Genomic DNA, 13,689 nt, shown 5'->3' with positions numbered 1-13,689 from the left:
TAAGGATTGTCTTAACCATTTTAAACCCGATCCGGGTCCGTTCCGAAGGCGATCGGCACCCCTGGCCGCAAATGGGCCGACCGCCCATGGCACGACGCCCTCCCCGATCGCTCGGGAAGGGCGCCGGATGTCAGCGATGCGCGAGGCGGATCAGCGCGTCAGCTTCTTATAGGCCAGTCGGGTCGGACGGTCGGCGGCATCGCCCATGCGGCGACGCTTGTCCTCCTCGTACGACTCGTAATTGCCTTCGAACCATTCGACATGGCTGTCGCCCTCGAACGCCAGGATGTGGGTGCAGAGGCGGTCGAGGAAGAAGCGGTCGTGGCTGATGACCACGGCGCAGCCCGCGAACGTCTCCAGCGCCTCTTCCAGCGCGCGCAGCGTTTCCACGTCGAGGTCGTTGGTCGGTTCGTCGAGCAGCAGGACGTTGCCGCCCTCCTTCAGCATCTTGGCCATGTGGACGCGGTTGCGCTCACCGCCCGACAGCTGGCCGACCTTCTTCTGCTGGTCGGGGCCGCGGAAGTTGAACGCGCCGACATAGGCGCGCGTGCCCAGTTCCTGCTTGCCGAAGCGGAAGACCTCCAGCTCGTCGGAGATTTCCTGCCAGACATTCTTGTTGGGATCGAGCTCGTCGCGGCTCTGGTCGACATAGCCGAGCTTGACGGTCGAGCCGATCTCGATCGTGCCCGCATCGGGCTGTTCCTGGCCGGTGATCAGCTTGAACAGCGTCGACTTGCCCGCACCGTTCGGCCCGATCACACCGACGATGCCGCCCGGCGGCAGCATGAAGTCGAGATTTTCGAACAAAAGCTTGTCGCCGTACGACTTGGTCAGCCCCTTGGCCTCGATCACCTTGCCGCCGAGACGCTCGGGAATCTGGATCAGGATCTGCGCCTTGCCCGCGACGCGGTTCTCCTGCTTCTCCATCAGTTCCTCGAACGCGCGGATACGCGCCTTCGACTTGGTCTGGCGGGCCTTGGGCGTCTGACGCATCCAGGCCAGCTCGTCAGCGATCGCCTTCTGCTTGCCCGCCTCGTCGCGCTCTTCCTGCTCGAGGCGCTTGGCCTTCTTTTCCAGATAGCCGGAATAGTTGGATTCGTAGGTGTAATAGCGGCCGCGATCCAGCTCGAGCACCCAGTTCACGACGTTATCCAGGAAGTAACGGTCGTGGGTGACGAGGATGACGTTGCCGGTATATTCCTTGAGGTAATTTTCCAGCCACGACACGCTCTCGGCGTCCAGGTGGTTGGTCGGTTCGTCGAGCAGCAGGATGTCGGGCTTTTCGAGCAGCAGCTTGCAGAGCGCGACGCGGCGCTTCTCACCGCCCGACAGGCGGGTGACGTCGGCATCGCCCGGCGGGCAGCGCAGCGCTTCCATCGCCTGTTCCAGCTGGCTGTCGAGCGACCAGCCGTCGACCGCGTCGATCTTGGCCTGAAGCTCGCCCATCTCTTCCATCAGGGCGTCGAAATCGGTGTCGTCCTTCGGGTCGCCCATCTCGGCCGAAATGGCGTTGAAGCGATCGACCAGGTCGGCAATCGGGCGGACGCCGTCCTTGACGTTGCCCATCACGTCCTTGGCGGGGTCGAGCTGCGGCTCCTGCGCCAGATAGCCGACCCGGACGCCCTCGGCGGCCCAGGCCTCGCCGGTGAAGTCCGTGTCCATCCCCGCCATCACCTTCATCAGCGTGGACTTGCCCGCGCCGTTCGGGCCGATGATCGCGATCTTCGCGCTCGGCAGGAACTGCAGATGGATGTTGTTCAGGACAGGCTTGTTGGCGCCGGGGAAGGTCTTGGTCAGACCCTTCATCACATAGGTATATTGGACGGCCATGGCGGCGCGGGGCTCCGTGCTTTTTTGCGACTGTTGGATGTTTGCCCGACCATGTAGTGGGTGCGCGGGCGGTTGGCAAACGGGACGGGCTGGGCAACAGTCGCACCCATGAAGCGAATTGTCCTTGCGGCACTGGCCGCCTCCGCCCTTTCCTCTCCCGTTCTGGCACAGCGGACGCCCCCGCCCATGCCCGCGACCGTCGCGCCCGAGGTCGAACGGCTGCGCGACGCCGCGCTGACCGACACGGTCGCCTGGGACATTGTCGAGGGGCTGACGACCGAAGTCGGCCAGCGCCTGGCAGGGACCGAGGCGGAGGCGCGGGCGCGGCAATGGGCGGTCGCCCGGCTGACCGCGCTGGGGTTCAAGAATGTCCGGATCGAGCCCTATCAGATGCCCGTCTGGGAACGCGGCGCGGAGAGCGCCGAGATCGTCGCGCCCTTTCCGCAGAAGCTGACCCTTGCCGCGCTCGGCAATTCGGGGGCGACCCCGGCGGGCGGGCTGACCGCCGACGTTGCGGTCTTCCCCAGCATGGCCGCCTTCCAGTCGGCGCCCGACTCGGCGATCAAGGGACGGATCGTCTATATCGGCAACGCCATGCCCCGGACCCAGGACGGATCGGGGTATGGCGCCTATGGCACCGCGCGCTTTACCGGACCCGCACTGGCGGCCAGGCGAGGTGCGCTGGCCATCGTGATCCGCTCGATCGGCACCGACCATCACCGCTTTCCGCATACCGGCACGACCAATTTCCCCGAGGGCGTGAAGCCGATCCCGGCGGCGGCCCTGTCGGTGCCCGATGCCGAACAGCTCGAACGCGTCGCGGCACGCGGCAAGCCGGTTCGGATGAAGCTGGTCCTGACCCCGCGCATGGTCGGCACGCGCGAATCGGGCAATGTCATCGCCGAGGTGCCGGGTAGCGATCCGTCGGCGGGCATCGTGCTGGTCGGTGGGCATCTCGACAGCTGGGACCTGGGCACCGGCGCGATCGACGATGCCAGCGGACTGGCGATCACCACCGCCGCCGCCAAGCGAATCATGGATGCGGGCCAGCCCAAGCGGACGATCCGCGTCGTCTGGTTCGGCGCGGAAGAGGTCGGCGGCATGGGCGGCGCGGCCTATGCCAAGGCGCATGCGGGCGAACGCCACGCCACTGCGTCGGAAAGCGATTTCGGCGCCGACCGGGTCTGGCGGTTCGAGGTCAACCTGCCCGCCGCCGCCAGCCCGGTCGCCGACCGGCTCCAGACCGCGCTGGCGCCGCTGGGCATCACGCGGGGCAGCGGCCTGGGCGGCGACGGCACCGATATCGGCCCGACGCTGAAGCTGGGCACCGCGGCGATCGACCTGAACCAGTCGGGATGGGATTATTTCGATACCCATCACACGCCCGACGACGTACTGGACCGCGTCGACCCGGCGGGACTGCGCCAGAATGTCGCGGCCTGGACGACGATGCTGGCGGTCGTGGCCAACGCGCCCGAGCCGATCGGGGCCGTCACCCCGCGCTGACCGGGGCGATTCCGGTAACCATTTGGTAACGTCAACGCCTTGAAAAAGCCCGATAGGCGCCATCGGTTCGTCGCGAACCTTGCTTTCGTATGAATTTTGCGGATTGACCGCGATGAACCGCACGTTATTTGAGCCGCTTCGCGACGGCATTCGGGTCGGCCGCGATGATTGCTTATGCTTGGGAGCATTCGAATGAAGAAGATTGCCTTTGTTCTCGCTGCCGCCGGCCTGATGTCCGTGGCCGCCTGCACGAAGTCGCCGGAAGCGGCCGCTGTTGAAAACAACGCGGACATGCTGGCTGACAACATGGAAATGCAGGCCGACAACCTCGACGCGGTTGCCGACAACACCTCGAACACCGCCGCTGCTGCGTCGCTCGAGAACGCTGCCGACAACATCAACGCCGCCGCCGACAACGTCCGTGACGCTGCCGACGCCAAGGCTGACAACATGCAGTAATGCGGCCTCGGACCTTCGGGTCCGAAGCGCAGACTGTTTGTCGGAAAAAGGGTGCTTCCCCACGGGGAGGCGCCCTTTTTCTTTGCCCGAATTTCTTGTGGAAATTGCCGATCCGGCGTTGCGAAAAGGCCCTGCGTCACGCTACGGACGGATTACGGTTGGGCCTGTAGCTCAATGGTTAGAGCTGGCCGCTCATAACGGCTAGGTTGCGGGTTCGAGTCCTGCCGGGCCCACCAACCGTCCCCGCGCACGTCGCCCGGCTCCGGGATCAGCCCAGATTGAGCGACGCCTGGTTGATCCGCCCGATCTCCACCAGCACATCCGACGTCTCCAGCGACAGGTCGCGGACCTCGTCGGCGACGACCGCGAAGCCCCGCCCCTCATGGCCCAGCCTCGCCGCCTCGATACGGGCGTTCAGCGCGACGAGCCGGGTGTTGGCCGAAATCCGGCCGACCCGCTCCAGCATCGCCTGAGCCTGCCGCGCCAGATCCTCGCGCCGTTCGCTCACCCGCGCCAGGTTGCGGGCATGGGTCACGTCGACAAAGGTCATGACCGCGCCATGACCGGCCTCGGGATGAAAGGTGATCTCGAACACCAGCCCGTCATCGAAATGATGGTCGAACTGCCGCCGCACGCCTTCGCGGGCCCAGCTCCGGTGATTCTCCAATATGCCCGCCACCCGCTCCCGCGACCAACCCACCGTCTCGCCGACACAGGCGAGATAGTCCGAAAGCGTCGACCCGACCGTCACCGCCGTTTCGGCGATCCCGAATATGCGGCTGACATAATGGTTGATCAGCGTGATGCGCTCGTCCCGATCGTAGATCAGGATGCCATGGCGCAGATGCTCCATGACCCGGGCCAGCTGATCCGTCGCCTGTCTCGCCAGCGCCCGGCCTTCCATCTCGCTTAACATATATTGGGAATACCACATTTCGCGGCGACCGGGAGGGCGTTTCGCACCCTATCGGCAAGGGACGGCTTGTCGCCCGGAACTAACCGCCGTTAAGATGGCGACCGAAACGATCACGAAGGACGAGCATATGGCCGTAAAAGGCGACCCCAAGGTCATCGAATTTCTGAACGAGGCGCTCAAGAACGAGCTGACCGCGATCAACCAGTATTTCCTCCACTATCGCCTTCTGGACCATTGGGGCGTCTACAAGCTGGCGCAGTTCGAATATCACGAATCGATCGACGAGATGCGCCACGCCGACTGGCTGGCCGAGCGCATCCTGTATCTGGACGGCCTGCCCAATTTCCAGCTGCTCGGTCGCCTGCGCATCGGCGAGACGGTCGAGGAAGTGCTCAAGGGCGACCTGGCCATCGAGATCGAGGCCGTGGCGCAGCTGAAGGGCGCGATCGCCTATTGCGAAGAGGTGAAGGACTATGTCAGCCGCGACCTGTTCGCGCGCATCCTCGCCAGCGAGGAAGAGCATGTCGACACGCTGGAGCGCCAGTTCGAGATGATCGAGCGCATGGGCATCCAGAATTACGTCCAGCTCAACGCGATGGCCGAAAACGACACGCCCAAGTCCGGCGCGGCCCCGCATCTGAAGGGGTGATTTCGTGGGGGCGGGCCCGAGGGTTCGCCCCCCCCGGTTTTTGCGTGGAACGGCTCCGCCGCTGGTGAATGGCGTGACCTTCGACTTCGCTCAGGCTGAACGGCTGGTGGGACGGCATCGTGATAGGCGATGGAAGAGCGCCGCCCCGTGGCACGCTCTCGCCTTACCCAACCCAAAGCCCCGTTCAGCCTGAGCGAAGTCGAAGGCCAAGGGCGGACCTTCACCCCGTCACCCTGATCCCATAGCGATGATATGAAACTGACCCACCCCTCCCCTTCAGGGGAGGGGCCGGGGGTGGGGCGCCTCCGCAAGCGTGGGATTCGTGGCGATGCCCCACCCCAACCCCTCCCCTGAAGAGGAGGGGCTAGGGCCCCGCTCTCGCGAGGGCAGGCCGGGACGTCCCCCGCCCTTATCCGTCCTTGTTGCCGAACGGGTTCTTGGGCGCACGCAGCGTCAGGCGGACGGGAACCGCGCCGAAGCCCAGTTCCCGCCGCATCGAATTGACCAAATAGCGTTCATAGCTGGCGGGCAGCTGATCGACGCGCGTGCCGAAGATCACGAAGCTGGGCGGGCGCGACTTCACCTGGGTGACGTAGCGCAGCTTGATCCGCTTGCCGCCGGGCGCGGGCGGCGGGTTGGCGTCGACCGCACGCTCGAACCAGCGGTTGAGTTCGCCGGTCGGCACGCGCTTCGACCAGGCGGCGCGCGTTTCGAACGCGGCCTCGATCAGCGTGTCGAGCCCCTTGCCGGTCGCCGCCGACACCGCCAGCAGCGGCACGCCCTTCACCTGGCTGAGCCCGTCCTCCAGCGCCTTCTTCACGCCGTTGAACAGCGAGGACGGACTTTCCGCCACGTCCCATTTGTTGAGCGCGATCAGCAGCGCGCGGCCTTCTTCCAGCACGCGGTCGGCGATGCGCAGGTCCTGCGACTCCAGCCCCAGCGTCGCGTCGAGCAGCAGGACGACGACCTCGGCGAAGTCGACCGCGCGCAGGGCATCGGCGACCGACAGCTTTTCCAGCTTGTCCTGCACCTTCGCCTTCTTGCGCATGCCCGCCGTGTCGATCAGGCGAACCTGCCGCACTTCGCCGTCCCGGTCGCGCCATTCCCAGTCGATCGCGATCGAATCGCGCGTGATCCCGGCCTCCGGGCCGGTGATCAGCCGGTCTTGACCGAGGAAACGGTTGATCAGCGTCGACTTGCCCGCATTGGGGCGGCCGACGATCGCGAGCTTCAGCGGGGCATAGGGATTGTCGAGATCGACCTCCTCTTCTTCCTCCTCGTCCTCGCGGTCGATGAAGGGCAGCAGCGCCTCGAATAGGTCGCCCACGCCTTCGCCATGCTCGGCGGACAGCTGGACCGGGTCACCAAAGCCCAGCGCCAGCGCCTCGAGGACGCCCTGCTCGGCGGCGCGGCCCTCGGCCTTGTTCGCGGCGAGCACGATGGGGGTGTTCGAGCTGCGCAGCCAGCGGGCGATTTCCTCGTCCAGCGGCATGACGCCCGCGCGCGCATCGACCAGGAACAGCGCGACATCGGCCTCGCCGATAGCGGCTTCGGTCTGGCGGCGCATCCGGCCGGGCAGGGTATCGGGGTCTTCGTCCTCGTAACCCGCCGTGTCGATCACGCGGAAATCGAGGCCCAGGAGATGCGCGTCGCCTTCACGCCGGTCGCGCGTCACGCCGGGCCGGTCGTCGACCAGCGCCAGCTTCTTGCCGACCAGACGGTTGAACAGCGTCGACTTGCCGACATTGGGTCGGCCGACGATCGCGACGATAGGGAGTTTAGCCATCGCGCTGCGTTAGCGAAAGCCGAGCCCTTCGTCACGGTACAAACGTATCGCCTCCCCGACCGTGCCGGGGAGGCGACAAGCGATCACTTGTAAGCGGTCACCCGCCCCTTCTGATCCAGGACGTACAGCGTGCCGTTCGCGACGATCGGCGGCAGCGCGAAGGGCGCCTTGGTGTCGACCGTCGCCTCGACCGAGCCGTCGCCCGGATTGGCATAGACGATCTGCCCTTCCGAATTGGTCAGTATCAGGCGGTTGCCCGCCAGCACCGGACCGAACCAGGTGATCGCGCCGGTCTTCTTCTTCTCGTTGTGGAAACGCTGGAGCTGGGCGATCCAGCGCGCCTTGCCGCTCGACCGGGCGAGCGCGACCAGACGCGCATCGTCGGTGACGAGGAATATCCATTCGCCCGCGATCCACGGCGTCGAGATACCGGCGAAATTCTGTTCCCAGAGACGCTGTCCGGTCGACAGCTCCAGGGCGACCATACGGCCGCCCTGGCCCAGCGCATAGACGCGGCCCTGGTCGATCACCGGCGCGGCGTCGATGTCCGACAGGCTCGACACCGAGGTCGAGATGGTCGTGCGCGACAGCGCGTCCTGCCACAGCATGCGGCCATTCTCATAGCGATAGGCGTTCAGCTCGCCGCTGGAGAAGCCGGCGATCACCGTGCCCTGGCTGGCCGAGGGCGCGGCGACGCCAAGCACGCCCTGCGTGCCGAGCGTCCCCTGCCCCGCCCAGACGATCTTACCATCGGCCTGGTTGATCGCATAAAGCTGGTTGTCCTGGGTCAGGACATAGACATTGCCGTTGGCGATCGTCGGCGAACCGCGCAGCGGGCCGCTGGGCTTGGCGCGCCACAGCACCTTGCCGTCGGCCGCGCTGGCGGCGATCACGTCGCCCAGGCCGTCGGTGGCAAAGACGGTGCCGGAATCATAGCTGACCCCGCCGCCGAAACGGGCCGAACGGTTGGCCTCCCCCTCGCTGACCGCGGTCGACCAGAGCCTGGCCCCGGTATCGGCGTTCATGGCGATGACGTTGCCATCGACATCGACGACGAACAGCTTGCCCTCCGCCACCACCGGCGCGGTGGTCAGCGGATCGCGGGCCGAGCCGCCGTCGATCGTGCTCTGCCACAGACGCTGCGGCTGCGCCGCCAGCGCGAGCTGCCCCATCGACTTGGCGGCATTGCCACCCGGCTGCGACCAGTCGGTGTTGGTTTCGGGTGCGGGCAACAGGACCTGCACGTCGGCGATCGTCTTGTCGGCCTCGACCCCCGTCTCGGAGACGAGGATCGGCACCCGGTTGCCGATGGTCGGCGTCTTCTTGGGTGCGCCCTTGAATACCCCACAGGCGCCCAGCGCCATCAGCGCGGCAAGCGCTGCCGAGGTGCGGAAATGCTTCGTCATTGGGTCTTCGTGTCCTCGCTCTGGCCGACCGCATCGACCCCCAATACGCCGGCCATCTGAACCGCACGTTGCCGCAACGTATCGGGCACATCCTTGTCGCTGGCAATCTGTCCGAACAGGCGGCCCGCTTCGGCCCGCTTGTTCATCCGCAGATAGGCGACCGCGACCATCTCGCCCGCGCTGCCGAACCAGGCATTGCCGGGCACCGCCAGCGTGCCCAGACGGGCAACGACCGCCTGGGGCTTCATCGTGTCATATTCGGCCATGGTCTGGCGGACCAGCGCCAGGTCGCGGAACGGCTGCGCCAGCGAGTTGTCGCCCGCGATCGCGGCGAACCTGGCCGCCGCGCCCTTCAGGTCGTCGCGCTGGAGCAGGATGTCCGCCTGGGTGAATTCCGCCAGTGCGCGATAGGCGTCGACATTCGACCCGGCCAGCGTCTTCAGTTTGGCGTCCGCCGTCTTGGTGTCGTTCTGCGCCAGCGCGTCATAGGCGCTCTGCAACTGCTCGCCATCGACGCCCGCGGCCTGATGCTGGCGGTGCTGCCAATAGAGATAGCCGCCAAAGGCCGCGAGGCCGATCAGGATCGCCGCCCCGACCACCAGGCCCCAGCGGGTCCAGAAACGGGTCAGCCGGTCGCGACGCAGTTCGTCGTCGACCTCGCTCATAAAGGCCTGGCTGGATTGGGGCGTTAGGGCCAAGACGGGCTCCGCTATTCTGGATCAGGGCAATAAGGAAGCCGCGACCTTTAGCGAGGAGCGGCCCCGGTGGGAAGCGGGGTTGGGAATTGGGCCCCGCGCGATTAGGATTCGCGGGGGGCGTAGACCTGTTCGGGCCCCGGAAAACGCCGCGCGCGGACATCCTCGGCATAGGTCCGCGCCGCCTCGCCGATCCGCTCGCCCATCGTCTCGTAGCGGCGGACGAAGCGCGCGGTGCGGTCGAACAGGCCCAGCATGTCCTCGCCGACCAGCACCTGCCCGTCACACTCGGCAGACGCGCCGATGCCGATGGTCGGGCAGGCGACCTGCCGGGTGATCTCGATCGCGATGGGTTCGACCACCCCCTCGATCACCACCGAAAAGGCCCCCGCCTCCGCCACCGCCACCGCATCGGCGACGATCTTGGCGGCTTCCTCGGGGCTGCGGCCGCGCGCGCCATAGCCGCCCAGCACGTTCACCGCCTGCGGCGTCAGGCCGACATGGCCCATGACGGGGATGCCGCGCTCGACCAGGAAGCGGACGGTCGGCGCCATGGCGACCCCGCCCTCTAGCTTGACCGCCGCCGCGCCGGTTTCCTTGAGCAGCCAGGCGGCATTCTCGAACGCCTTTTCCGGGCTCGCCTCATAGCTGCCGAAGGGCAGGTCGATGACGACCACCGCGTGATAGCTGCCCCGCACGACCGCCGCCCCGTGCGCCGCCATCATCTGGAGCGTGACCGGCACGGTCGAGGGCAGGCCATAGATCACCTGCCCCAGGCTGTCGCCGACCAGCAGCATGTCGCAATGCGGGTCGAGCAGCTGCGCCGAGCGCACCGTATAGGCGGTCAGCATGACCAGGGGCGTGCCGCCCTTGGCACGGCGGATGGCGGGGATGGTCAGCCGCTTCATCGGCGCGGGCGTGGGATTGGCGCGACTCGTCGCGGTGTCGAGCGTGTAGGTCGTGGACATGGCGCCAGCCTCTACTCCCGCTACGCCACCGGCTCCAGCCCCCTGCTTTGCGGGCGGATTTTCAGGGGAGTATCTCGGCGTAGCGCTCGGGCTTGAAGCCCACGGTCAGCGTGCCGTCGCGGTCGAGCACCGGCCGCTTGATGAGCGAGGGCTGCGCTTGCATCAGGCGGATCGCCTTGTCGGCATCGATATCCTGGCGTTCGGCTTCGTCCAGCTTGCGAAAGGTCGTGCCCGCCCGATTGAGCAGCACTTCCCAACCCACCTGATCGACCCAGCGGCGCAGGCTGGCCTCATCGATCCCGTCGGTCTTGTAGTTGTGGAAGCGATAGTCGACGCCATGCTGGTCGAGCCAGGTCCGCGCCTTCTTCATCGTGTCGCAATTGGGGATGCCGTAGAGTTGGACGGTCATTCGAGGCTCCGGATCGTGGTTCGTCGGGGGCTTTAGCGGTGGTGCGGGGGAATTGCAGCAGGTCGGTTCGGCGTTGGGCTGGCGGGTGGGGCGTGGCCTTCGACTTCGCTCAGGCTGAACGGCGGTTGAGGAAAGCCCCGATCCCTCACTCCGTTCAGCCTGAGCGAAGTCGAAGGCCAAGGGCCGCCACAAACCTAACCCGTGGCAATCCACACGGGGTGGCGCCCCCCTTCCCGGCCCGCTATCCCGACAGCCATGCAGGACCATCCCTTCTACGCGCTTCACACCCATGGCCTGATCCGGGTCGCCGCCGCGACGCCCGCCGCCTCGGTGGGGGATGCGTTCGCCAATGCGCAGGCCATGCTCGACCTGGCGCGGACGGCGGATGAAGACGGGGTCGACCTGATCGTCTTTCCCGAATTGTCGCTGACCTCCTATGCGATCGACGACCTGCATCTTCAGGGCGCGATGCACCGCGCCACGCTGGAGGCGCTGGGCGAGATGGTCGATGCCAGCGCCGCCCTGTCGCCGGTGATGCTCGTCGGAGCGGCGCTGCCGCGCAACGGGCGGCTGTACAATTGCGCCATCGCCATCGCGCGCGGCCGCATCCTGGGCGTGGTGCCCAAGAGCTTCCTGCCCAATTACCGCGAATATTACGAGAAGCGCTGGTTCGCGAGCGGTGCGGGCCTGACCGGGCTGACCATCGATCTGGACGGACAATCCGTGCCCTTCGGCACCGACCTGATCTTCGCGGCCGAGGACCTGCCCGGCTTCGTCATCCATGCCGAAATCTGCGAGGATTACTGGGCCCCCACCCCGCCCTCGACGCTGGGCGCGCTGGCGGGTGCGACGATCTGCTGCAACCTGTCGGCGTCGAACATCGTCATCGGCAAGGCGCGCGACCGGACGATGCTGGCGGCGGCGCAGTCGGCGCGGGCGGCCTGCGCCTATGTCTATTCGGCGGCGGGGATTGGCGAGAGCACGACCGACCTGTCCTGGGATGGCCAGGGGCTGATCCACGAACTGGGCGAGCTTCTGACCCAGTCGGAGCGGTTCGACCGGCGACCAGCGCTCACCATCGCCGATGTCGATGTCGAGCGGATCCTGCAGGAGCGGCTGCGCTTCGGCACGTTCAACGACGCCGCCGCCGCTGCGGGTCATCCCGAGACGCGGTTCCGCCGCATCGGTTTCGTCCACGGGGTCGAGCCGGTCGATCAGGGCCTCCGCCGCCAGGTGCAGCGTTTTCCCTTCGTCCCCGACGACCCCGCGCGGCGCGACGAGGATTGTTTCGAGGCCTATAACATCCAGGTCGAGGCACTGGCCAAGCGGCTGGAGGCGAGCCGCGCCCGGTCGCTGGTCATCGGCGTGTCCGGCGGACTCGATTCTACCCATGCGCTGATCGTCGCGGCCAAGGCGACCGACCGGCTGGGCTGGAGCCGTGACCGTATCCTGGCCTTCACCATGCCCGGCTTCGCCACCGGCGAGGGGACGAAGGCCCAGGCCTGGGCGCTGATGCGCGCGCTGGGGGTGAGCGCCGAGGAGATCGACATCCGCCCCGCCGCGCAACAGATGCTGGCGGACATGGGCCATCCCTTCGCGGCCGGGGAACCGGTCCATGACGTGACCTTCGAGAATGTGCAGGCGGGGCTTCGCACCGACTATCTCTTCCGCCTCGCCAACCAGCGCGGCGGGATCGTGCTGGGCACCGGCGACCTGTCGGAGCTGGCGCTCGGCTGGTGTACCTATGGCGTCGGCGACCAGATGAGCCATTATGCGGTCAATGCGGGTGTTCCGAAGACGCTGATCCAGTTCCTGATCCGCTGGTGCATCCGCACCGGTCAGTATGACGCGGCGACCAACCAGGTGCTGGCCGCGATCCTGGCGCAGGAAATCTCGCCCGAACTGGTCCCCGCCGACGCGAGTGGCGCGATGCAGTCGACCGAGGCGATGATCGGCCCCTATGCGCTCAACGATTTCTTCGCGCATTACGTCATCCGCTTCGGGCTGAAACCCTCCAAGATCGCCTTCCTCGCCTGGCATGCGTGGCGCGACGCGGAGGTGGGCGGCTGGCCCGAGGATCTGCCGCAGGACGCGCGCATCGCCTATGACCTGCCGGTGATCCGCCACTGGCTGGAGCGGTTCCTGACCCGCTTCTTCCAGACCAGCCAGTTCAAGCGTTCGGCGCTTCCCAACGGGCCGAAAGTGTCGCCGGGCGGCGCGCTTTCGCCCCGTGGCGACTGGCGTGCGCCCTCGGACGGCAGTGCGGCGATCTGGTTGGCGGAATTGCGGGACACCCTGCCACCGGCCTGACCAGAGCGGGCTTGGCAGGGGAGGACGTTCGGCGCTATGCTGGACGCTTGACGTATACGTTTCTTCCCAAATTACAGGCTCCTCCCGGCCTGTCGGCACGAGAGATACCATGAGCCTTGTCGTTCGCACCCTGTCGGAGCAGATCTTCACGATCGTCCGCGAACGCATCATCAGCGGCGCCCTGCCCGAAGATCAGCCGATCCGCCAGGACGCGCTGGCCAACGAGCTAGGCGTCAGCAAGATTCCGCTTCGCGAGGCGCTGGCGCGTCTGGAGCAGGAGGGGTTGCTGGTCAGCCAGGCCAATCGCGGCTTCTTCGTCCGGTCGCTGGGCGCAGGCGAGGCGGAGGAGATCTATGAACTCCGCCTGTCGATCGAACCCGATGCCGCCGCGCGGGCCAGCCGCGTCGCCTCGATCGCCGATCAGGCGGCGGCGCGCGAGGCGCTGACCGCGCTCGACGTGGCGGCGCGCGAGGCGCTGCACGAGGTCGCGCTCCTCAACCGCGCCTTCCATCTGGCGCTGGTCCGGCCGCTGGGCGCCGCGCTCACCTTCCAGCTGATCGAGCGGTTGCAGGTGCTGGCCGAACGCTATGTCGTCCAGCATCTGAAACCCGCCGGACGCGAGGACCGCGCGCATGAGGAGCATCACGCGCTGCTCGACGCATGGCTGGCGCGCGACGAAGCGCGGGTCGCCGGGCTGCTGACCGATCATATCGGCGCGACGATCGTCGACCTTCGCGCGCAGCTGGCCGATTAAC

At 66.8% G+C, this 13,689-nt stretch carries 12 protein-coding genes and 1 tRNA gene; 6 read left to right on the top strand and 7 right to left on the bottom strand.

Going from position 1 to position 13,689, the window contains the following annotated elements:
• Positions 1 to 150 precede the first annotated feature (150 nt).
• Positions 151 to 1,830 (bottom strand): energy-dependent translational throttle protein EttA, encoded by a 1,680-nt coding sequence (gene ettA, locus QE360_RS13430; RefSeq protein ID WP_309695939.1) that lies wholly within the window; start codon positions 1,828 to 1,830, stop codon positions 151 to 153.
• A 108-nt stretch (positions 1,831 to 1,938) separates the two neighbouring features.
• Between ettA and QE360_RS13425 the strand changes: the two genes are divergently transcribed.
• The 3 genes from QE360_RS13425 to QE360_RS13415 all read left to right on the top strand — a co-directional run bounded on the left by QE360_RS13425 (position 1,939) and on the right by QE360_RS13415 (position 4,031).
• The gene (locus QE360_RS13425) at positions 1,939 to 3,336 is read left to right on the top strand and encodes a M20/M25/M40 family metallo-hydrolase (protein WP_309702226.1); all 1,398 of its coding nucleotides are present in this window, start codon (positions 1,939 to 1,941) and stop codon (positions 3,334 to 3,336) included.
• A 192-nt stretch (positions 3,337 to 3,528) separates the two neighbouring features.
• Positions 3,529 to 3,795 (top strand): hypothetical protein, encoded by a 267-nt coding sequence (locus QE360_RS13420; RefSeq protein WP_309702224.1) that lies wholly within the window; start codon positions 3,529 to 3,531, stop codon positions 3,793 to 3,795.
• 160 nt (positions 3,796 to 3,955) lie between these two features.
• A tRNA-Ile gene (locus QE360_RS13415) sits at positions 3,956 to 4,031 on the top strand.
• 32 nt (positions 4,032 to 4,063) lie between these two features.
• Here QE360_RS13415 and QE360_RS13410 read toward each other — a convergent pair.
• The gene (locus tag QE360_RS13410) at positions 4,064 to 4,711 is read right to left on the bottom strand and encodes a PAS-domain containing protein (RefSeq protein ID WP_309702220.1); all 648 of its coding nucleotides are present in this window, start codon (positions 4,709 to 4,711) and stop codon (positions 4,064 to 4,066) included.
• A 127-nt stretch (positions 4,712 to 4,838) separates the two neighbouring features.
• Between QE360_RS13410 and bfr the strand changes: the two genes are divergently transcribed.
• Positions 4,839 to 5,360, top strand: coding sequence for a bacterioferritin (gene bfr / locus QE360_RS13405; protein ID WP_309702218.1), 522 nt, complete (start codon positions 4,839 to 4,841; stop codon positions 5,358 to 5,360).
• A gap of 409 nt (positions 5,361 to 5,769) precedes the next feature.
• Here the strand turns inward: bfr and der are convergent, their stop codons facing one another.
• From der to QE360_RS13380, 5 genes are all read right to left on the bottom strand, one after another.
• Positions 5,770 to 7,146, bottom strand: coding sequence for a ribosome biogenesis GTPase Der (gene der, locus QE360_RS13400; RefSeq protein ID WP_309695947.1), 1,377 nt, complete (start codon positions 7,144 to 7,146; stop codon positions 5,770 to 5,772).
• A gap of 83 nt (positions 7,147 to 7,229) precedes the next feature.
• Positions 7,230 to 8,552 (bottom strand): PQQ-binding-like beta-propeller repeat protein, encoded by a 1,323-nt coding sequence (locus QE360_RS13395; protein WP_309702215.1) that lies wholly within the window; start codon positions 8,550 to 8,552, stop codon positions 7,230 to 7,232.
• Positions 8,549 to 9,217, bottom strand: coding sequence for a tetratricopeptide repeat protein (locus QE360_RS13390; protein ID WP_309695949.1), 669 nt, complete (start codon positions 9,215 to 9,217; stop codon positions 8,549 to 8,551). Before QE360_RS13390 ends, QE360_RS13395 begins: the two co-directional genes overlap by 4 nt.
• Before the next feature lie 134 nt (positions 9,218 to 9,351).
• On the bottom strand, positions 9,352 to 10,215 hold the full coding sequence (gene panB, locus QE360_RS13385) for a 3-methyl-2-oxobutanoate hydroxymethyltransferase (RefSeq protein WP_307099279.1): 864 nt from the start codon (positions 10,213 to 10,215) through the stop codon (positions 9,352 to 9,354).
• Positions 10,216 to 10,276: 61 nt separating this feature from the next.
• Positions 10,277 to 10,624 carry an ArsC family reductase gene (locus QE360_RS13380; RefSeq protein ID WP_309702213.1) on the bottom strand — a complete coding sequence of 116 codons (348 nt, stop codon included), beginning with the start codon at positions 10,622 to 10,624 and terminating at the stop codon, positions 10,277 to 10,279.
• A 255-nt stretch (positions 10,625 to 10,879) separates the two neighbouring features.
• Here QE360_RS13380 and QE360_RS13375 point away from each other — a divergent pair, with 255 nt between their 5' ends.
• Both QE360_RS13375 and QE360_RS13370 read left to right on the top strand, forming a co-directional pair.
• Positions 10,880 to 12,934 (top strand): NAD(+) synthase, encoded by a 2,055-nt coding sequence (locus tag QE360_RS13375; protein WP_309702211.1) that lies wholly within the window; start codon positions 10,880 to 10,882, stop codon positions 12,932 to 12,934.
• Between the two features lie 109 nt (positions 12,935 to 13,043).
• A complete protein-coding gene (locus QE360_RS13370; protein ID WP_309702209.1) occupies positions 13,044 to 13,688 on the top strand; it encodes a GntR family transcriptional regulator in 645 nt (214 codons plus the stop codon).
• Position 13,689: the final 1 nt, after the last annotated feature.

This window comes from Sphingomonas sp. SORGH_AS_0789, from assembly GCF_031453055.1.
Lineage (GTDB): Bacteria > Pseudomonadota > Alphaproteobacteria > Sphingomonadales > Sphingomonadaceae > Sphingomonas.
Note: the sequence above shows the minus strand (reverse complement) of the source record. Positions and strands in the feature narration are given on the sequence as shown.

Excerpts from the sequence above, each read along its gene's own strand:
- QE360_RS13375 (WP_309702211.1), top strand. The coding sequence starts at position 10,880 with ATGCAGGACCATCCCTTCTACGCGCTTCACACCCATGGCCTGATCCGG.
- QE360_RS13395 (WP_309702215.1), bottom strand. The coding sequence starts at position 8,552 with ATGACGAAGCATTTCCGCACCTCGGCAGCGCTTGCCGCGCTGATGGCG.
- ettA (WP_309695939.1), bottom strand. The coding sequence starts at position 1,830 with ATGGCCGTCCAATATACCTATGTGATGAAGGGTCTGACCAAGACCTTC.
- QE360_RS13390 (WP_309695949.1), bottom strand. The coding sequence starts at position 9,217 with ATGAGCGAGGTCGACGACGAACTGCGTCGCGACCGGCTGACCCGTTTC.
- QE360_RS13380 (WP_309702213.1), bottom strand. The coding sequence starts at position 10,624 with ATGACCGTCCAACTCTACGGCATCCCCAATTGCGACACGATGAAGAAG.
- QE360_RS13420 (WP_309702224.1), top strand. The coding sequence starts at position 3,529 with ATGAAGAAGATTGCCTTTGTTCTCGCTGCCGCCGGCCTGATGTCCGTG.
- bfr (WP_309702218.1), top strand. The coding sequence starts at position 4,839 with ATGGCCGTAAAAGGCGACCCCAAGGTCATCGAATTTCTGAACGAGGCG.
- QE360_RS13370 (WP_309702209.1), top strand. The coding sequence starts at position 13,044 with ATGAGCCTTGTCGTTCGCACCCTGTCGGAGCAGATCTTCACGATCGTC.
- QE360_RS13425 (WP_309702226.1), top strand. The coding sequence starts at position 1,939 with ATGAAGCGAATTGTCCTTGCGGCACTGGCCGCCTCCGCCCTTTCCTCT.
- QE360_RS13410 (WP_309702220.1), bottom strand. The coding sequence starts at position 4,711 with ATGTTAAGCGAGATGGAAGGCCGGGCGCTGGCGAGACAGGCGACGGAT.
- panB (WP_307099279.1), bottom strand. The coding sequence starts at position 10,215 with ATGTCCACGACCTACACGCTCGACACCGCGACGAGTCGCGCCAATCCC.
- der (WP_309695947.1), bottom strand. The coding sequence starts at position 7,146 with ATGGCTAAACTCCCTATCGTCGCGATCGTCGGCCGACCCAATGTCGGC.